The organism is Desulfovibrio piger (assembly GCF_900116045.1).
GTDB lineage: Bacteria > Desulfobacterota > Desulfovibrionia > Desulfovibrionales > Desulfovibrionaceae > Desulfovibrio > Desulfovibrio piger_A.
In genome coordinates this window covers 2,072,304-2,090,263 of sequence record NZ_LT630450.1, presented here as the reverse complement: position 1 = coordinate 2,090,263, position 17,960 = coordinate 2,072,304, and the positions used below count along the sequence as shown (strand labels likewise).

14 protein-coding genes are annotated in these 17,960 nt (G+C 66.7%); 9 read left to right on the top strand and 5 right to left on the bottom strand.

Annotated features, from left to right (window positions below; all coding sequences use genetic code 11):
- Nucleotides 1-13 precede the first annotated feature (13 nt).
- On the top strand, nucleotides 14-1,435 hold the full coding sequence (gene ahcY / locus DESPIGER_RS09385) for an adenosylhomocysteinase (RefSeq protein WP_072335978.1): 1,422 nt from the start codon (nucleotides 14-16) through the stop codon (nucleotides 1,433-1,435).
- Between the two features lie 82 nt (nucleotides 1,436-1,517).
- Here the strand turns inward: ahcY and DESPIGER_RS09380 are convergent, their stop codons facing one another.
- Complete coding sequence (locus DESPIGER_RS09380; RefSeq protein ID WP_231927559.1) at nucleotides 1,518-1,865, bottom strand: hypothetical protein; 348 nt, start codon at nucleotides 1,863-1,865, stop codon at nucleotides 1,518-1,520.
- Between the two features lie 128 nt (nucleotides 1,866-1,993).
- Between DESPIGER_RS09380 and DESPIGER_RS09375 the strand changes: the two genes are divergently transcribed.
- On the top strand, nucleotides 1,994-2,383 hold the full coding sequence (locus tag DESPIGER_RS09375; protein ID WP_072335975.1) for a winged helix-turn-helix transcriptional regulator: 390 nt from the start codon (nucleotides 1,994-1,996) through the stop codon (nucleotides 2,381-2,383).
- Nucleotides 2,384-2,547: 164 nt separating this feature from the next.
- Here DESPIGER_RS09375 and DESPIGER_RS09370 read toward each other — a convergent pair whose 3' ends face one another.
- Nucleotides 2,548-3,555 (bottom strand): hypothetical protein, encoded by a 1,008-nt coding sequence (locus tag DESPIGER_RS09370; protein WP_156831680.1) that lies wholly within the window; start codon nucleotides 3,553-3,555, stop codon nucleotides 2,548-2,550.
- Nucleotides 3,556-3,649: 94 nt separating this feature from the next.
- Here DESPIGER_RS09370 and DESPIGER_RS09365 point away from each other — a divergent pair, with 94 nt between their 5' ends.
- From DESPIGER_RS09365 to DESPIGER_RS09350, 4 genes are all read left to right on the top strand, one after another.
- Nucleotides 3,650-4,657, top strand: a complete 1,008-nt coding sequence (locus DESPIGER_RS09365; protein ID WP_072335969.1) for an NAD-dependent epimerase — start codon at nucleotides 3,650-3,652, stop codon at nucleotides 4,655-4,657.
- Nucleotides 4,654-6,825: a peptidase U32 family protein gene (locus DESPIGER_RS09360; RefSeq protein WP_072335966.1), complete on the top strand. Its 2,172-nt coding sequence runs from the start codon at nucleotides 4,654-4,656 to the stop codon at nucleotides 6,823-6,825. Before DESPIGER_RS09365 ends, DESPIGER_RS09360 begins: the two co-directional genes overlap by 4 nt.
- A 481-nt stretch (nucleotides 6,826-7,306) precedes the next feature.
- Nucleotides 7,307-8,287: a hypothetical protein gene (locus DESPIGER_RS12960; protein WP_072335963.1), complete on the top strand. Its 981-nt coding sequence runs from the start codon at nucleotides 7,307-7,309 to the stop codon at nucleotides 8,285-8,287.
- Nucleotides 8,288-8,502: 215 nt separating this feature from the next.
- Nucleotides 8,503-12,096: a UvrD-helicase domain-containing protein gene (locus DESPIGER_RS09350; protein ID WP_231927558.1), complete on the top strand. Its 3,594-nt coding sequence runs from the start codon at nucleotides 8,503-8,505 to the stop codon at nucleotides 12,094-12,096.
- Nucleotides 12,097-12,514: 418 nt separating this feature from the next.
- Here DESPIGER_RS09350 and DESPIGER_RS09345 read toward each other — a convergent pair whose 3' ends face one another.
- Genes DESPIGER_RS09345 through DESPIGER_RS09335 form a run of 3 tightly spaced genes read right to left on the bottom strand, consistent with a single transcriptional unit; the run spans nucleotide 12,515 to nucleotide 14,351 of the window.
- Entirely contained in the window at nucleotides 12,515-13,252 is a 738-nt protein-coding gene (locus DESPIGER_RS09345; protein ID WP_072335961.1) for a septal ring lytic transglycosylase RlpA family protein, read from the bottom strand.
- Nucleotides 13,252-14,085: a hypothetical protein gene (locus DESPIGER_RS09340; protein ID WP_072335958.1), complete on the bottom strand. Its 834-nt coding sequence runs from the start codon at nucleotides 14,083-14,085 to the stop codon at nucleotides 13,252-13,254. Before DESPIGER_RS09340 ends, DESPIGER_RS09345 begins: the two co-directional genes overlap by 1 nt.
- Nucleotides 14,082-14,351: a hypothetical protein gene (locus tag DESPIGER_RS09335; RefSeq protein WP_072335955.1), complete on the bottom strand. Its 270-nt coding sequence runs from the start codon at nucleotides 14,349-14,351 to the stop codon at nucleotides 14,082-14,084. The genes DESPIGER_RS09340 and DESPIGER_RS09335 overlap by 4 nt, the downstream gene beginning before the upstream one ends.
- A 575-nt stretch (nucleotides 14,352-14,926) precedes the next feature.
- Between DESPIGER_RS09335 and dsrA the strand changes: the two genes are divergently transcribed.
- Genes dsrA through DESPIGER_RS13360 form a run of 3 tightly spaced genes read left to right on the top strand, consistent with a single transcriptional unit; the run spans nucleotide 14,927 to nucleotide 17,701 of the window.
- Nucleotides 14,927-16,240, top strand: a complete 1,314-nt coding sequence (gene dsrA, locus DESPIGER_RS09330) for a dissimilatory-type sulfite reductase subunit alpha (RefSeq protein WP_072335953.1) — start codon at nucleotides 14,927-14,929, stop codon at nucleotides 16,238-16,240.
- A gap of 18 nt (nucleotides 16,241-16,258) precedes the next feature.
- Nucleotides 16,259-17,404: a dissimilatory-type sulfite reductase subunit beta gene (gene dsrB, locus DESPIGER_RS09325; protein WP_072335950.1), complete on the top strand. Its 1,146-nt coding sequence runs from the start codon at nucleotides 16,259-16,261 to the stop codon at nucleotides 17,402-17,404.
- A 60-nt stretch (nucleotides 17,405-17,464) separates the two neighbouring features.
- A complete protein-coding gene (locus DESPIGER_RS13360) occupies nucleotides 17,465-17,701 on the top strand; it encodes a dissimilatory sulfite reductase D family protein (protein ID WP_072335947.1) in 237 nt (78 codons plus the stop codon).
- Nucleotides 17,702-17,960 lie beyond the last annotated feature (259 nt).

Genomic DNA, 17,960 nt, shown 5'->3' with positions numbered 1-17,960 from the left:
GGAGAATGGAACGATGACCAAAGCCCTGGACCTTTCCCTGGCCTATAAAGTGGCCGACATGGCCCTGGCCGATTTCGGCAAGAAGGAAATGCAGCTCTCCGAGCGCGAGATGCCCGGCCTCATGGAGTGCATCCGCAAGTACGGCGACCGGAAGCCCCTCAAGGGCCTGCGCGTGACCGGCTCCCTGCACATGACCATCCAGACCGCCATGCTCATCAAGACCCTGCACGCCCTGGGCGCGGACATCCGCTGGGCCTCGTGCAACATCTTCTCCACCCAGGACCACGCCGCTGCCGCCATCGCCGAGCAGGGCATGGCCAAGGTCTTCGCCTGGAAGGGCGAGAGCCTGGAAGACTACTGGTGGTGCACCGAGATGGCCCTGACCTGGCCTGACGGCAAGGGCCCCGACCTCATCGTGGACGACGGCGGCGACGCCACCCTGATGATCCACAAGGGCGTGGAAGTGGAAAACGATCCTTCCCTGCTGGAAAAGACCTACGACAACAAGGAATTCCAGATCATCATGGATCGCCTGGCCCTGCGCCACAAGGAAGATCCCAACCACTGGCATGAAGTGGCCGCCAGGGTGAAGGGTGTTTCCGAAGAGACCACCACCGGCGTGCACCGCCTCTACCAGCTGGAAGCCGAAGGCAAGCTGCTCTTCCCGGCCATCAACGTCAACGACTCCGTGACCAAGTCCAAGTTCGACAACCTCTACGGCTGCCGCGAATCCCTGGCCGACGGCATCAAGCGCGCCACCGACGTCATGGTGGCCGGCAAGGTCGTGGTGGTGGTGGGCTACGGCGACGTGGGCAAGGGCTGCGCCCAGTCCATGCGCGGCTTCGGCGCCCGCGTGCTGGTGACCGAGATCGACCCCATCTGCGCCCTGCAGGCCGCCATGGAAGGCTTTGAAGTCACCACCATGGAAGACGCCCTGGCCGAAGGCGACATCTACGTCACCTGCACCGGCAACCTGCGCGTCATCACCGGCGAACACATGGAAGGCATGAAGGACGAGGCCATCGTCTGCAACATCGGTCACTTCGACAACGAGATCGACATGCACTACCTGGAGTCCACCCCCGGCATCACCAAGCTGAACATCAAGCCCCAGGTGGACAAGTGGACCCTCAAGTCCGGCCGCAGCATCATCGTGCTGGCCGAAGGCCGCCTGGTGAACCTGGGCTGCGCCACCGGCCACGCCAGCTTCGTCATGTCCAACAGCTTCACCAACCAGACCCTGGCCCAGATCAAGCTGGCCAAGGGCGACCTGGAAAAGAAGGTCTACACCCTGCCCAAGGAACTGGACGAAGAAGTGGCCCGCCTGCACCTGGCCCGTCTGGGCGTCAAGCTGACCACCCTGACCCAGGAACAGGCCGACTATATCGGCGTGAAGATCGAAGGCCCCTACAAGCCCGACCACTACCGCTACTAGGCCGCACATCCCTGCAGACATGAAGAGGGCCTCCCCTGGGGGAGGCCCTCTTTTTTCCCGCCGATCCTGACGTGGCCGCGGATCAGGCCACGGTGTAGATCCGCACGTCCGGGGCCGCGCTCCACAGAGGCTGGAGGCCCTTGAACACGTCCTCCTTGAACAGCGCGCTTTCCAGATAGGCCGCAGCATGGGCCGCGGAGTCGAAACCGTGCAGGACCTGCACGTCGTCATCCCGGACGAGCAGCTCCTTGGTCAGGGCCCCCGCGATGGTCTTCAGGAAAGGCTCACGATACGCGGCATAGACACCGGCAGCAGCGGGACGGTCAGCGGCAGCGATCTGCATGGTGATCTCAAGATAGGCTTTGACTTCCATGATGATACTCCTGTGATATGTGGCATTGTCGGCATCCTGCACCGACAGATGGAGCATACCTCGCTGATGATGGAAAAAAAGACGTCTGCCAATTTATGAGTCACTCATAAATTCCATAGCAACTTGCCGCAGCCTTCCCCCCTGCATAGGATGGCCGTATCCGCATGCGCGGACAAAGGAGCGACATGTACCAAGCAAAACTGGAAAAAGACATCCGCTGCCCGCTGGAATACGGGCTGGATGTCTTTGGCGGAAGGTGGAAATCCCGCATCATCTGTGTGCTGGCCCACAGGACCCCTCTGCGCTACAGCCAGCTGCGCGGGGAAATGGTGAACATCACCGATGCTGTCCTGGCCCAGAACCTGAAAGAACTGATGCAGGACGGTCTGGTGTCCCGCACACAGTTCGACGAGATACCGCCGCGCGTCGAGTACAGGCTGACGGACAAAGGACTGTCCGTGGTCCCCATCCTGCAGACCATCTGCCGCTGGGCCGGAGCCTATCACAAAAACGTCAGCGCCTTCAGCAGCGCCCGGTGCAAGGCCTGCGACTACACCGCAGGCGCGGCGGACTAAGGCGCGGCCATCCGGTCCACGAAAGAAAGACGCTGCCCACCGCCCGAGTGGCCTGTACCCGGCGGGAGAGCGGCTCCGGGAAGGCATTCCCGGGCATCAAAAAGGCCCCCCGGATCTCCGGGAGGCCTCGATCAAGACTCGGGTCGAACCGGCAGCAGGCGGTGTCACGCCCTGGGCTTGCCATCCTCCACGACCACATCGGCGCCGGTCACGTCGTCCTTGCGGGGCGCGGCCGTGCCCCCGGGGGTCTCGCCCAGGTCTTCGGGGTCCACGTCCACGATGTCCTCGGCGGGCGCGTCGCCCTTCTTTTCTCCGGCCTCCAGGGCCGCGGCATCGGCGGCGGCTTCCTCAGGCGTGTAGGCAGGGCCGGGCGGCAGGGCATAACCGCCGCCTTCCACGGCCTGCAGGGGCTCGATGCCCCGGTTGAGGGGGATGCTGCCCTTGCTCACCAGCACGATGCCGGTCTTTTCCAGCACCTCGCGCCGGTAGGCGTATTCCTGCTCCATGCGGCGGTGGCGGTAGATGAGCAGCAGGCGCCCCAGATAGCAGGCCGCCAGCAGGGCCGCGATGCTGCCCGCGATCCACGGGATGTAGGGCCTGAGCGCGGCACCGAAGGCCACCACGGCCGAGAACATGCCGTCCACGAAGACCAGGGCCGCGGCCAGCAGCAGGATGCCCAGCAGGATGACCACCGTGGGCGCGTGCTGCACACAGGCATAGAAATAGCGCAGCCGCTTGGGCACCATGTGTTCCGAGCCGGGCTTGCCGGGCTGGCGCTCCCGCTCCAGGGTGTTGGAGACCCAGAGGCCGGAAAGATGCACGATGAGCAGCAATGCCACCGGAGCGGCCACGGCGCCGATGGCCCAGGCCAGGATGGGGAACTGTGCTTCGGGCGGGCCCCCCGCCAGCGACGGCCTGGCGTGCATGATGCCGTAAAAGAAGGCGATGCCGCCGATGATCAGCTCAAGGAAGAAGATCGCGATGAGCAGATAGATGATGGTGTCGCGGTTCTCGCCCTTGTACCAGTGACGGATGGCCTCGTCCCTGCCGGCGTCGGCAGCGGCTCCGGTCTTGCCAGCGGAGGCACCGGCGGCTTTCTTGCCGGTCCCGGCGGCGCTGTTGCGCATTTCGGAAGCGTTGCTGGACGCGAAGGTGGATTCGTTATTTTTCATGTTCCCGAACATAGCCGGGCGGGGCAGCGGAGGCAAGAGCAAACCCTTGCCCCGGGAACGCTTCTGGCTTAGTCTGCGCCAACAGGAGGACAGCATGCATATTCTCGTTACCGGAGCCGCGGGCTTCATCGGCTATCATCTCTGTGACCGTCTGCTGGCCCAGGGCCACACCGTGGTGGGCCTGGACAACCTCAACGACTATTACGACGTCCAGCTCAAGAAAGACCGTCTGGCCCGGCTGGAAGGCCGCCCCGGTTTCCGTTTCGTGCTGCAGGACATGGCTGAACGCGAGGCCATGAGCGCCCTGTTCGCGGCCGAAAAGTTCACCCACGTCATCAACATGGCGGCCCAGGCCGGCGTGCGCTACAGCCTCATCAATCCCATGGCCTATGTGGATTCCAACCTGGTGGGCTTCGCCAACCTGCTGGAAGGCTGCCGCCACAACGGCGTGCAGCACTTCGTCTTCGCGTCCTCCTCGTCGGTCTACGGGCTCAACACCAGCCAGCCCTTCTCGGAGCACAACAACGTGGACCACCCCGTGAGCCTGTACGCGGCCACCAAGAAGAGCAACGAGCTCATGGCCCATTCCTACAGCCATCTGTACGGCCTGCCCTGCACGGGCCTGCGCTTCTTCACGGTCTACGGCCCCTGGGGCCGCCCGGACATGGCCCTGCAGCTCTTCGCCCACGCCATCATGAAGGACGAGCCCATCAAGGTGTTCAACGGCGGCCGCATGCGCCGCGACTTCACCTATATCGACGACATCGTGGAAGGCGTGGTGCGCCTGCTGCCCCTGGCGCCCAGGCCCGACCCGCAGTGGGATGCCGCCGATCCCGACCCGGCCACCAGTTCCGCGCCGTGGCGCATCTACAATATCGGCAACAACCAGACCGTGGAACTCAACGATTTCATCGCCGCCCTCGAAGACGCGCTGGGCAAGAAGGCCATCCGTGACCTGCTGCCCATGCAGCCCGGCGATGTGGAAGCCACCTGGGCCAGCATCGACGCCCTGTCGCAGGCCACGGGCTTCGCGCCCGTGACGCCCCTCAAGACCGGCATCGAGCGCTTTGTGGCCTGGTTCAAGGAATATTACTACGCATGAGTGACATCATCCTGCCCGCCCCTACCCCGGAACGCCCGGAGATCCTGGCCCCGGCCGGTGACGCCCAGTGCTTCACCGCGGCCCTGGCCGCCGGCGCCGACGCCGTGTACCTGGGCCTGAAGCACTTTTCGGCCCGCATGCAGGCCGAGAACTTCGGCCTTACCGACCTTTCGCGCCTCACCGACCTGGCCCACGAGGAACAGGCCCGCGTCTATGTGGCCATGAACGTGCTGGTCAAGCCGCAGGAGACCGCGGCGGCCTACCGTCTCCTCCATCGCCTGGCCCGTCAGGTGCGCCCCGACGGCATCATCGTGCAGGATCTGGCCATGCTGGATCTGGCGCGGCAGGCCGGTTTCGAGGGCGAGATCAACCTCTCCACCCTGGCCAACATCACGCATCCGCAGGGCCTGCAGACCGCCAGGGACCTGGGCGCCAGCCGCGTCATCTTGCCGCGCGAGCTCTCCATCGACGAGATCCGCGCCATGGGCGAGGCCTGCCCCGAAGGGCTGGATCTGGAATGCTTCGTCCACGGCGCGCTGTGCTACTGCGTGTCGGGCCGCTGCTACTGGTCCAGTTACATGGGCGGCAAGAGCGGCCTGCGCGGCCGCTGCGTGCAGCCCTGCCGCCGCGTCTACCGCCAGGGCGGCGCCGCTGCCGCGGCCCTGGCCAAACAGGCCGGACAGCAGGCCCGCGAACAGGGCCGCAACGGTCATGACGGCGGCCGCGACACGCGCCGTCCCCGTCCCCAGCGCGGCAATCCCGGCAAGGGGCGCGACGGCCGCTTCTTCTCCTGTCTGGACCTCTCGCTGGACGTGCTGGCCAAGACCCTGCTGCACATCCCGCATCTGGTCTCGTGGAAGATCGAAGGCCGCAAAAAGGGCCCGCACTACGTCTATCACGTGGTCACGGCCTACCGCATGCTGCGCGACAACCCCGGCGACCCGCAGGCCCGCAAGGACGCCGAGGCCATCCTCGGGATGGCCCTGGGCCGTCCCGGCAGCCGGGCCCGCTTCCTGCCGCACAAGGACAACCTCGTCCCCACCGATCCTTCGGGGCAGACCAGCTCCGGCCTGCTGGCGGGCAAGATCAATGTGACGCCCGAGGGCCAGGTGCTGCTCAAGCCCCATTTCGAGCTGCTGCCGCAGGACTATCTGCGCGTGGGCGTGGAAGACGAACGCTGGCACGCCACCCTGCCCGTGACGCGCCGCACGCCCAAGGCGGGCACCCTGATGCTGCGCCTGCCCAAGCACAAGACGCCCAGGGCAGGCACGCCGGTCTTCCTCATCGACCGCCGCGAGCCCGAGCTGATGCAGATCCTCAGGGAGTGGCAGGCCCGGCTCGACCGCATGCCCACCCGCCCCAGCAAGGCCGTGGAGAGCGAGCCCCGCCTGCCCCGGCCCGCCCGGCCCGCGCCCCGGCCCGACATGGTGGTGCGCGCCAGCATGCCGCAGGGCCGCGAGACCCGCGGCTGCCGCAGCCAGAACACCGGCCTGTGGCTCTCGCCGCGCACGGCCGAGATCTCGCGCACCATCGCCCCGCGTATCTGCTGGTGGCTGCCGCCCGTCATCTGGCCCGAAGAGGAAGAGGCTATCCGCCGCCGTCTGGCCCACCTGACCCGCGAGGGCGCGCGCCATTTTGTCTGCAACGCTCCCTGGCAGCGCGACCTGTTCCCGGCCGAGCTGCTGGCCCGCATGGCTGACGAACCCGCCGATCCCAAGCACGGCGATGCCCTGGACCTGCTGGCCGGGCCCTTCTGCAACGTGGCCAATGCCGCCGCGCTGGGCGTGCTGGCCGGCATGGGCTTCAAGGGCGCGTTCATCAGCCCCGAGCTGCCCGCCGACGAGATCCTGGCCCTGCCCCGCCAGAGCCCGCTGCCGCTGGGCATGGTGCTGGGCGGCTTCTGGCCCGTGGGCATCAGCCGCTTCGGCCTGCTGGGCATCAAGCCCAACGAGCCGTTCATGAGCCCCAAGGGCGAAGTCTTCTGGGCCCGCCAGTACGGCGGCAATGTCTGGCTCTATCCCGGCTGGCCCCTGGACATCACCGCCAAGCGGCAGGAGCTCCAGCAGGCAGGCTACAGCTTCTTCGCCCGCCTGGAAGAGAACCCGCCCTCCAGCCTGCCCGAGATGCGGCGCCAGGGCCTGTTCAACTGGGACGGCGCCCTGCTGTAACATGGCAAAATAAACGGAGAACGGGGGAGGGAACCCCTTTATCCTTGCTATCGATGCCCGTAAGGCGCCTATGCGCCAACGGGCACGGCCTGCGGCCGCCTTCGGTCGCTGCCAGCGGCAAAAAGAGGTCCCCTCCCCCGTACCCCCTTCTTCCCCAAAACCCGCACATAGGAAAGACAGACGGCACTGTCCACGGGGATGCCGCCTGTGCCCAAAGATATTCGACAATGCCCAAAGGAAATGGCTCCGGCATGTTTTCCGGTACTGTCTCCCGCGCAACCGTAAAGCATCACAGGGCCATGCCGCAGGCATGGCCCTGTTTTTTTCATATGGCCCCCTCAGGTGGGGATGCTTTTTCATTATTCACGGGAAGTCATCAAAAGACGGCCCGCAAGCGCCGCATCCCTTACGGAGAGGAGCCTGCGGGCATCACAGCGCTCTCCGCTCCCCACACATAACCCGCTTTTTCCTGCCGCACGCCATGAACGATACCGCCGTCACCACCGCCCGCGCCCGCTTTCCCCGGGGCCTGCACCAGCCGCAGGACAGCTACCGTTTCGGCGCGGACGCCCTGCTGCTGGCGGCCTTCGCGGCGGAAAGCCTCGCCTCCCTGCCGGGAACGGCGCCCCGGCAGGTGGCGGAACTGGGCAGCGGCTGCGGAGCGGCCCTGCTGGGCCTGTGCCTGCGTCTGCCGTCCGGCACGACGAAGATGGCAGGGCACAGCCATCAGGAGGCACGGCTCCCCCGTCCGTGCCCCGGTGTGCGGCTTGCAGAGCCGCAGTCCGCGACTGTTTGCAGGCAGCCGACGGAGGAATCCCCTCAGGGAAAAAACGTACCGCTCCTGCACGCCCTGGGCCTGGAGCAGGACGCGGCCCTGTGCGCTGCGGCCACAGCAAACGTCCGCCTTCTGGGGCTGGGAGATGTATGCCGTTTCCGGCAGGGCGACCTTGCCGACACGCATTTTTTGCGGGACTGCGGCGAAAATGCCTTCCATCTCGTCCTGGCCAACCCGCCCTATGCCCTGGCGGACAGCGGCCGCCCCTCGGCCAGTGCCCGGCGTGATGCCGCCCTGCGCGGCCCCGGGCCCCTGCCCGACGGTACGCCCCTTGCCCGGCAACGCTCCGGGAAACAGGCAGGAAGGCCTGATCCGCTGGCCGTGTTCTGCCATGCGGCCCGGCGCCTGCTGCGCCATCACGGCCTGTTCTGCTGCATCTTCCCGGCGGATGACCTGCCCCGCCTGCTCGCCACGCTGGAGCGGGAGCGCCTGGGCTGCCGCCGCATCCTGCCCCTCTGCCCCCGCGCCGGGGAGCCCGCCAAACGGGTTCTGGTGCTGGCGCGCAAGGACGCCGCCGCCCAATGCCGGCTGGAGGCTCCCCTGCCCCTGCACCACGGACAGGGCTGGAGCCGCGAGGCCCTGACCTTCTGCCCCTGGCTGGGCGCGGGCCATGAGGAAAAAAGCTGACGCCCGGCATATCTCCGAAAGCAGAGCGTCACGACGGACAGCGGCCCGTGTGGCGGCTGGCAGCCGCCCCGAAGTGTCCTTATCCCCTGAAGGCAGCCCGCAGGCAGCCCCCCTGCGGGACACAGGCCCGGCCGCAGGAGCGCGCCGCCCTTGCCTTGCGATCGGCTTTCCATAACAATATCGGTTTCCTCATCCTGACATCGCGGAGCCTGTCCATGACTTTCATCGCCGACCTGCACATCCATTCCCGCTTTTCCCGTGCCACCAGCAAACAGCTCTCGCCCCGGCATCTGGCGGCCTGGGCCCGCTGCAAGGGCATCAACGTGCTGGGCACCGGCGACTTCACCCACCCGCAATGGCGGGACGAGCTGCGCCAGCAGCTGGTGCGCGACGAGGCCAGCGGCCTGTACCGCCTGTCCGGCCCGGCCGAGGATCTGGACTTCTTGCAGGGGAAGACACCGCCGGACGCCGACGGGCCGCTCTTCCTGCTCCAGACCGAGATCAGCTCCATCTACAAGCGTCAGGGCAAGGTGCGCAAAGTCCACAACCTGATCTTCGTGCCCACGCTGGACGATGCCGACCGCCTCTCGCAGCGGCTGGAGCTGGTGGGCAACCTGCATTCCGACGGCCGTCCCATCCTGGGCCTGGACTCCCGCGACCTGCTGGAGATGACGCTGGATGTCTGCCCCGGGGCCGTGCTCGTCCCGGCCCATGTCTGGACGCCGTGGTTCGCCCTGTTCGGCTCCAAGTCCGGCTTCGACCGGCTGGAGGACTGCTTCGACGATCTTTCCTCCCACATCTTCGCGCTGGAGACGGGCCTTTCCTCGGACCCGGGCATGAACCGCATGGTCAGCCGGCTGGACGGTTACGCGCTCATCTCCAATTCCGACGCCCACTCCGGGGCCAACCTGGGCCGCGAGGCCAACTTCTTCGCGGGCGCGCCCTCCTATGACGGCATCTTCGCCGCCCTGCGGGCCGCGGCCCGCCGCCTGCCGCCCGAGCAGCAGCCCGGGGACTGCCGCTTCCTGGGCACCATGGAATTCTATCCCGAAGAGGGCAAATACCACCTGGACGGCCACCGGGCCTGCGGCGTGGTGCTGGAACCGCGCGAGGCCCTGGCCCTGGACAACATCTGCCCGGTCTGCGGCAAGCCCCTGACCATCGGCGTGCTGCACCGCGTCTGCGAGCTGGCCGACCGAGAAGCCCCCGCCAGCCTGCCCCATGAGCCGGAGGCCCGGCCCCTGATCCCCCTGCCCGAACTGGTGGGCGAGATCCTGGGCGTGGGCAGCGGCTCGCGCAAGGTGCAGGACAGGTACGCGGCCCTGCTGCGCGAGCTGGGGCCCGATCTGGACATCCTCTGCCGCATGGACGAGGAGCAGGTGCGCCGCCACTGGGAGCCGCTGGGCGAGGCCGTGGCCCGCATGCGCCGGGGCCAGGTCATCCGCAAGGGCGGCTATGACGGCGAATACGGCGTGGTGCGCGTCTTCAGCCCCGAGGAAGCCGCGGAATGGCAGGGCCCGGCCCGCAGCCGCAGCCTGCTGGACGGTGCCGCGCCCCGCAAGCGCGGACGGCCCAGAAAGGTGGCGGAACCCGCCCCGCAGGCCCCGGAGCAGGAGACCGCCGCCACCGTGGCGGCCATCCGGGTACGCCGCAAAAAGGACAGCGCCGCGCCTGCCGAAAGCGAGCCCGAGCCCGCCACGCCCGACGGGCGCACGCTGGGCGGCTTTTCCCCGGCGCAGGCCGAGGCCCTGACCGCCGGGCTGGAGACGGGCACGCCCGTGCTGGTGCTGGCCGGGCCCGGCGCGGGCAAGACGCGCGTGCTGGTGGGCCGCCTGCAATATCTGCTGGCCCATGACGTGCCGGCCTCGCAGCTGCTGGCCGTGACCTTCACCCGGCGCGCCGCGCAGGAGATGCGGCAGCGTTTGCAGGCCCCGGCCGGGGATGGAGCGGCCCCCGCGGCCCTGCCCCGCTGCGACACCCTGCATGCCCTGGCCTGGAGCGTGGTGCAGCGCGAGCTGCCCTCGGCCCTGCTCCTGCCCGAAGACGCGGCCAGGGCCCTGTTCGTGGATGCCGGACACCCGGAGAACCGCGAGGAACGCAAGGCCCTGCGCCGCCTTTGGGAGCGCCTGCAGTGGGCCCGTGAACAGGGACTGCCCGCCGGCGGGCTCCCCGGCGACCTGCGCGCCGCCGTGGCCGACTGGCAGGCCGCCCGTACCGTGCGCAGCCAGAGCCCGCTGCTGGACTATGCCGACCTGCTGGAATTCTTCCTTTTCCATCTGCGCGCCCGCCAGGGCGAGGACATCCGGCCCGATCTGGAGCACAGCCTGCTGCCGCCCGCCTGCCGGGCCCTGCTGGCCGCCGCTGTGACGGAACGGCGCCGTCCGGCCCGGACGGGCCCTTCCCCTGCCGCGACTTCCGGCGGGCCGGTCACGACGCCCGACCACCACGAGGCCCCGCACACGGGCCGCGCCGTACCGCGCCAGATGTCCCTGCTGGGCATGGTGGCCGCCACGGCAGCCCCCGCCCCCCTGCCGACGCCTTGCCGTCGAACTTCGGCCCTGCCCTGGCGGCATGTGCTGGTGGACGAGGTGCAGGACCTTTCCCCGGTGCAGCTGCGTCTGATCCGCGCCCTGCTGCCCGAGGACGGCAGCGGCTTTTTCGGCATCGGCGACCCTGACCAGGCCATCTACGGCTTCCGTGGCGCCAGCGGCCAGAGCGAAGACAGCCTGCGCGCCATCTGGCCCTCCCTGCGCGTCTGCCGTCTGGGCCAGAGCTACCGCGCCAGCCAGGGCGTGCTGGACATGGCCCAGAGCCTGCTGCAGGGCCGCGGGCATTGCGGCGCCCTGCAGGCCATGCGCGGGGAGCAGGCCCGCCTGCATCTTTTCTCCGCCCCTGACCAGCAGGCCGAGGCCCGCTGGATCGCGGGCCGCATCCGCCGGCTGCTGGGGGCCACGGCGCACACGCTCATGGACCAGATCGCCCAGGAAGACGAGCTGGCCGGGACCCTTTCCCCGGGCGACGTGGCCGTGCTGGTGCGCCTCAAGGCCCAGATACCGGTCATCCGCCGCGCGCTGGAGCAGGAGGGCATCCCCTGCGCCGCGCCCGCGCAGGAAGACTGCTGGCAGGACCCGCTCTGCGCCGCCGTGCTGCGTCTGGCCATCGCCCGCGGCCAGGGCGAGGCACCTGCCCCTGCCGGTGACGGGGCCGAGGACGACGATCTGCTGCCCATTCTGGAACAGGCGCTGGATCTGGCCCCGGACGCGCCCCTGCCCGATCCCCGGGCCCTGCAGGCCCGCCTTTCCGGGCACAGCCGCCTGCCCGCCCCGCTCTGGCAGGGCACGGCCTGGAAACAGCTCTGCCGTGCGTGGCAGGACTGCGGCCGGTGGGAGGCCCTTGTGCAGCAGCTGGGCCTGCAACATGAGGCGGAACTCATCCGCGCCCGCTCGGAACAGGTGCAGATCCTGACCCTGCACGCCTCCAAGGGCCTCGAATTCCAGGCCGTGTTCCTGCCCGGGCTGGAAGAGGGCCTGCTGCCCATGCGCCGGGAACTGCTGCTGGAGAACCCGGACGACGACATGTCCCCCGCCGCGCAGGCCGCCCGTCTGGAAGAAGAACGCCGTCTGTTCTACGTGGGCCTGACCCGCGCTGCCCGCGCCCTGTATGTGAGCCACAGCGCCGGGCGCCGCCTCTTCGGCCGGGAACTGGCCCTGGAGCCCTCCAGCTTCCTGCCGCTGGTGCGTGGCTTCTGCCGCCGGAGCACCCTGGCCCGCCACACCAGGGCCGTGCGGGAGCACCTGTCGCTGTTTTAGATCCAAAGGATGTGTTGAGGGAGGGGGGAACCCCTCCCTCAAACTCCCTCCTCCTTCCCCAGCGCGCTTCGTGCGACCAGTCATTCCCGCGAAACAGTCCAGCATCCTGTTCCCGTATGACCAGTACCCGTCCTGTCCTCACCGGACAGGAAACAGCCGCCATGTCGCCCAACGGCAAAATCTTATGGAGCGAATCACCGGACCTTGCGCGGTGCTGTCCCTGCCGGACAGCGATGGAGACCGGCCATGCTCCCAAAAGAAAAGTTTCAAGGAGGATGGGGGGAGTTTGAGGGAGGAAGGGAGACCCCTTTTCCAAAAGGAGGCCCTTTCCCCCTCACAAGCCATCCCCATGCCCATAAAAAACGGGCCGTTCCCCGCAGGGAACGGCCCGTTCGACATGTTGCAAGCTGGCAGCCGTCTAGCTCGCGCCGCCGTCGCCCACCACGAAGGCGTGGGGGTACAGGGCACGCAGCACGCGCATCATCTCGTCGGCCTTGCGGGAATCTTCCCACGGGCCCACCTGCACGTTCCAGAGGTTGTTGCTGCCATAGATCATGCGGCCCTTGTGGCCGCTGCCGGTAAGCCGCTCGATGAGGCCCCGGGCGTTCTCCTTCTTGGAGAAGGCACCGATCTGGACGAAGAAGGTGCCGCGCACCACATCGCCGTCCTCCACCTGGGGCACGTCGCCCAGGCTCTGGATGCGCACCCGCGCCGTGCCCTTGCCGATGACGCCCAGCCGCTGGGCGGCCCCGCGCGAAAGGTCGATGACACGGTCGTCCACGAAGGGCCCGCGGTCATTGATGCGCAGGATGAGGGAACGGTGGTTCTCCAGGTTGGTCACGCGCACTTCCGTGCCCAGGGGCAGGATCTTGTGCGCGGCGCTGATATTGTACTGGTTGAAGCGCTCGCCGCTGGCCGTCCTCTTGCCGTGGAAGCCGGGACCGTACCAGGAGGCCACGCCCTCTTCCACGAAGCCGTGGGCCGACTTGAGCGGATAATAGGTCTTGCCGCGCACGGTATAGGGCCTGGAGCCCGGCACGCCGCCCTTGCGCCAGGACGTGTCCTTGCCGCCGCAGCCGGCCAGCAGCGCGGCCGCCAGCACAAGGCAGGACAGGTTCAGCAGCAGACGGGGAAAGGAGAGCTTGCCGTCCGCCATCACCGTCCCTCTTCCTGCAGCTGTTCCAGCTGCCGCAGCAGGGTCAGGCTCTCGGCATCCAGGCGTCCCAGCCGGGCGGCGCATTCCAGCATGCAGCGGGCCTCCTCGCTGCGGCCGGCCTCCAGCAGGTCCCAGGCCGCCAGCATGTACAGACGCTGGGGGCGGCTCCCGTACAGGGCGGAGAGCAGATCGTCATACAGATCGGCGAAGACCGCCCGGGCCCGCGCCTCTTCCATGACCAGCCAGCGGGCCAGATGGGTGTTGTCCTCCTGCCCTTCCAGATAGCGCAGCAGCAGGAACAGGCCGTGGCGCAGCACATGCAGGATGCGCTGCAGCTCGCGCGAGGAGCTCTCGGCGGTCTGCTCGCCCAGCCGGCGCAACGGATCGTAAAGCTCGGCCGTCACGCCCTGGTGGCGTCCCAGCTGGGCCAGACGGTTGGCATAGTGCTGGCGCTGGAAGGCGTCCTCGCGCAGCTTGGCGCATTCGTGGAAGGCGTAGCCCACGCACCAGTCGATGAGCGCCTCCACCGGCTGCTGGCTGACCAGGCCGTCAGGATGGCGGCTGCCGGAATACTGCCAGAGCAGGATGGCGTCCTTGTCCGGCGTCTGGGACTGGCTGTTGCGGAACAGATGGTGCGCCGTGTCCTTGAGGCGCCAGAACACGCCCTTGCGCATGGCCTCGCCCAGAAGGTCACGGATGGACGAATACGAGACGGCGCCCTCGTGGTCGAAGCGGCGGCGCTGCTCTTCCAGCCCCTCATAGACCTGGCAGTAGTCGCGCACCAGGTCGCGCACTAAAAAGGCCTTGCGTTCCGGCGACCAGCGCCCGTTCACAGGCCGGCCTCCTCCAGCAGGGCACGGGCCACGGCCGCGTCATAGAGCTTGAGGGGATCGGCATCGGCGTTGCGCTCCTCACGGTACAGACGCGCCGCATCCTCGATGACCCGCAGGTCCAGCCACTGGTGGCGGTCCCAGACATCGGGGTGATCGGCCTGCCAGAGGCGGAACTGCACGCCGCCGTCCTCGCCGCGCCGCACATACATGCGGGCCCTGTGGTCCGCGGCATTGGGGAAATAGTACAAACCACGCTCGTCTTTCATGCTTTTTTCCTTGGTGGGCCGCTCCCGGGCGGCCGGTGATCGCTGCCCGCACCATAGCCGCTAATGCCTTTTTTGCCAAGGCGGGCACGTCCCGCGCTCCCGGGCGGGGCGGCGGCGCCCTGCCGGGGACGGTCCCCGCATGCGGCGTGACCGCGGGGCCCGCATGACGCGCGTTTTCCGGCCCCTGATATGATATTTTTTTCACATAATTGGCCGGAACATACGGACACCACGCCTGCGAAGCCCGTATTGTGACTGTGCTGTGAAAAAGCGGTCAATCACAAGAAACAGCGGTTGTCATCGCCAAAGAAATACGCTAAAAGAAGCAGAACTGCATTGCAGCCCGCAGTGCCGGACGTCCAACAGCGTCTGCTGCTGCGCCTGCGATCCCCCGTCTGACTACGCCGGACAGGGAACAGCACCTGGGGCGGCACACCACTCGCGTGTGCAGGCCGCAAGACGAGGCCGCCCCGGCGGCGTTTTGTCGTGTGCGGTTCCGGGCTACTCCGGCCCCAAGCGTCATGACGAAGGCACATCACGCGATGTGATACAACAAACCATGTGGAGGTATGGCAATGGCGAAACATGCAACCCCCCTGTTGGACCAGCTTGAAACCGGCCCCTGGCCGAGCTTCGTGTCCGACATCAAACAGGAAGCGGCTCACCGCGCGGCCAATCCGGACGGGCTGGACTATCAGATCCCCGCTGACGCCCCCGAAGACCTGCTCGGTGTGCTGGAACTTTCCTACGAAGAAAAGGAAACCCACTGGAAGCACGGCGGCATCGTGGGCGTGTTCGGTTACGGCGGCGGCGTCATCGGCCGTTACTGCGACCAGCCCGAAAAGTTCCCCGGCGTGGCCCACTTCCACACCATGCGTGTGGCCCAGCCCGCTGCCAAATACTACCACACCAAATTCCTGCGTGACCTGTGCGACATCTGGGACCTGCGCGGTTCCGGCATGACCAACATGCACGGCTCCACCGGTGACATCGTGCTCCTGGGCACCCAGACCCCGCAGCTGGAAGAAGTCTTCCACGACCTGACCCACAAGCTGCATGTCGACCTCGGTGGTTCCGGCTCCAACCTGCGTACCCCCGAAGCCTGCCTCGGCCAGTCCCGCTGCGAATATGCCTGCTACAACACCCAGGACATGTGCTACCAGCTGACCCAGGACTACCAGGACGAACTGCACCGTCCCGCCTTCCCCTACAAGTTCAAGTTCAAGTTCGACGGCTGCCCCAACGGTTGCGTGTGCGCCATGGCCCGTTCCGACTTCGCTGTGGTGGGTACCTGGAAGGACGACATCAAGATCGACCAGGACGCCGTGAAAGCCTACGTGGGCGGCGAATTCAAACCCAACGCCGGTGCCCATGCCGGTCGTGACTGGGGCAAGTTCGACATCCAGGCCGAAGTGGTGGACCGCTGCCCCTCCAAGTGCATGAGCTGGGACGGCAGCAAGCTGTCCATCAAGACCGCCGACTGCGTGCGCTGCATGCACTGCATCAACACCATGCCCCGCGCCCTGCACATCGGTGACGAACGCGGCGCCAGCATCCTGGTGGGCGCCAAGGCCCCCGTGGTGGACGGCGCCCAGATGGGTTCGCTGCTGGTGCCCTTCATCTCCTGTGAAGCTCCCTACGATGAAATCAAGGAAGTCATCGAAAAGATTTGGGACTGGTGGATGGAAGAAGGCAAGAACCGCGAACGCGTGGGCGAGACCATGAAGCGTCTTTCCTTCCAGAAGCTGCTCGAAGTCACCGACACCGAAGCCGCTCCGTACCACGTCACGGCTCCCCGCTCCAACCCGTACATCTTCTTCAAGGAAGAAGAAGTGCCCGGCGGCTGGACCCGCGACCTGGCTGAATTCCGCAAACGCCATCAACGCTAGTTTAAGGGGGAGAAGAACATGGCTTTTATTTCTTCCGGGTACAATCCCGCCAAACCGATGGAAGGCCGCATTACCGACATCGGCCCCCACAAGTACGACGAATACTTCCCGCCGGTCATCAAAAAGAATTTCGGCAAGTGGCTGTACCACGAAATTCTTGAGCCCGGCGTGCTGATGCACGTGGCCGAAGGCGGCGACAAGGTGTACACCGTCCGCGTGGGCGGCACCCGCACCATGTCCATCACCCACATCCGCGAGATCTGCGACATCGCCGACAAGTACTGCGGCGGCTACCTGCGCTGGACCACCCGTAACAACATCGAGTTCATGGTGGAAGACGAAGCCACCATGAAGGCCCTGCGCGACGACCTGAACAGCCGCAAGTTCGACGGCGGTTCCTTCAAGTTCCCCGTGGGCGGCACCGGCGCCGGCATCAGCAACATGGTGCACACCCAGGGCTGGGTGCACTGCCACACCCCCGCCACCGACGCCTCCGGCCCGGTGAAATGCGTGATGGACGCCATCTTTGACGACTTCAAGGACATGCGTCTGCCCGCTCCCGTGCGCATCGCCCTGGCCTGCTGCATCAACATGTGCGGCGCCGTGCACTGCTCCGACATCGGCCTGGTGGGCATCCACCGCAAACCGCCCATGATCGACCACGAATGGGCCGACCAGCTGTGCGAAATCCCGCTGGCCGTGGCCGCCTGCCCCACCGCTGCCGTCCGTCCCACCAAGGTGGAACACAACGGCCAGAAGGTGAACTCCATCGCCATCAAGGAAGACCGCTGCATGTACTGCGGCAACTGCTACACCATGTGCCCCGCCCTGCCCATCGCCGACCACGAAGGCGACGGCATCGCCATCATGGTGGGCGGCAAGGTGTCCAACCGCATCAGCATGCCCAAGTTCTCCAAGGTGGTCGTGGGCTACATCCCCAACGAACCTCCCCGCTGGCCCAGCCTGACCAAGACGGTGAAGCACATCGTCGAAGTCTACGCCGCCAACGCCAACAAGTACGAACGTCTGGGCGACTGGGCCGAACGCATCGGCTGGGAAAGCTTCTTCAAGCTGACCGGTCTGCAGTTCACCCATCACCTGATCGACGACTTCCGCGATCCGGCTTACTACACCTGGCGTCAGAGCACCCAGTTCAAGTTCTAAGCCGAGCTTGAAAATACCCCGGCGGCGCTTTGCGGCGCCGCCGGGTTCAGGAGAAAAACCATGGCTGACGAAAAAGACGTTGTTGTCGACTTCCTGAAGAGCAAGTCCGCTTCCAAGTCCAAGTTCTACTTCAAGGACTTCACGGACCTGTTCCCCGACAAGGGCCCCCGCGAAGTGAAGAAGATCCTCACCAAGCTGGTGAACGAAGAAGTCCTGGAATTCTGGTCTTCCGGCTCCACCACCATGTACGGCCTCAAGGGCGCTGGCAAGCAGGCCCACACCGAAGGCGAAGACTAGTCTTCCCGTCTTCGGCTTTTGAACGCCCCGACCGCGACGTCTGTGCGTTTGCAAAGGCCATTGGAGCTTCGACTCCTTTCTCAAGAAATGCCGCAACTCCTGTTGTGGCATTTCTTGTTTTTTCGCCCGCCCGCAGATCCTTTTCCTAGATCCTCTCCCTGAGACCCTGTGGCCTTCCGCGCATCCAGGACCGTCGGCCCGGCATCCCTCCCGTCCTCCGCCGTACCGGCCTCGGCGGCCCCCCGGCGGTGGTGGAAGC

Bases quoted from the DNA above. Each gene is read 5' to 3' on its own strand.
- DESPIGER_RS09370 (WP_156831680.1), bottom strand. From the start codon at position 3,555: ATGAAAAATAACGAATCCACCTTCGCGTCCAGCAACGCTTCCGAAATG.
- DESPIGER_RS09365 (WP_072335969.1), top strand. From the start codon at position 3,650: ATGCATATTCTCGTTACCGGAGCCGCGGGCTTCATCGGCTATCATCTC.
- DESPIGER_RS09380 (WP_231927559.1), bottom strand. From the start codon at position 1,865: ATGCTCCATCTGTCGGTGCAGGATGCCGACAATGCCACATATCACAGG.
- DESPIGER_RS09375 (WP_072335975.1), top strand. From the start codon at position 1,994: ATGTACCAAGCAAAACTGGAAAAAGACATCCGCTGCCCGCTGGAATAC.
- DESPIGER_RS12960 (WP_072335963.1), top strand. From the start codon at position 7,307: ATGAACGATACCGCCGTCACCACCGCCCGCGCCCGCTTTCCCCGGGGC.
- DESPIGER_RS09345 (WP_072335961.1), bottom strand. From the start codon at position 13,252: ATGGCGGACGGCAAGCTCTCCTTTCCCCGTCTGCTGCTGAACCTGTCC.
- DESPIGER_RS09335 (WP_072335955.1), bottom strand. From the start codon at position 14,351: ATGAAAGACGAGCGTGGTTTGTACTATTTCCCCAATGCCGCGGACCAC.
- dsrB (WP_072335950.1), top strand. From the start codon at position 16,259: ATGGCTTTTATTTCTTCCGGGTACAATCCCGCCAAACCGATGGAAGGC.
- DESPIGER_RS09350 (WP_231927558.1), top strand. From the start codon at position 8,503: ATGACTTTCATCGCCGACCTGCACATCCATTCCCGCTTTTCCCGTGCC.
- ahcY (WP_072335978.1), top strand. From the start codon at position 14: ATGACCAAAGCCCTGGACCTTTCCCTGGCCTATAAAGTGGCCGACATG.
- DESPIGER_RS13360 (WP_072335947.1), top strand. From the start codon at position 17,465: ATGGCTGACGAAAAAGACGTTGTTGTCGACTTCCTGAAGAGCAAGTCC.
- dsrA (WP_072335953.1), top strand. From the start codon at position 14,927: ATGGCGAAACATGCAACCCCCCTGTTGGACCAGCTTGAAACCGGCCCC.
- DESPIGER_RS09360 (WP_072335966.1), top strand. From the start codon at position 4,654: ATGAGTGACATCATCCTGCCCGCCCCTACCCCGGAACGCCCGGAGATC.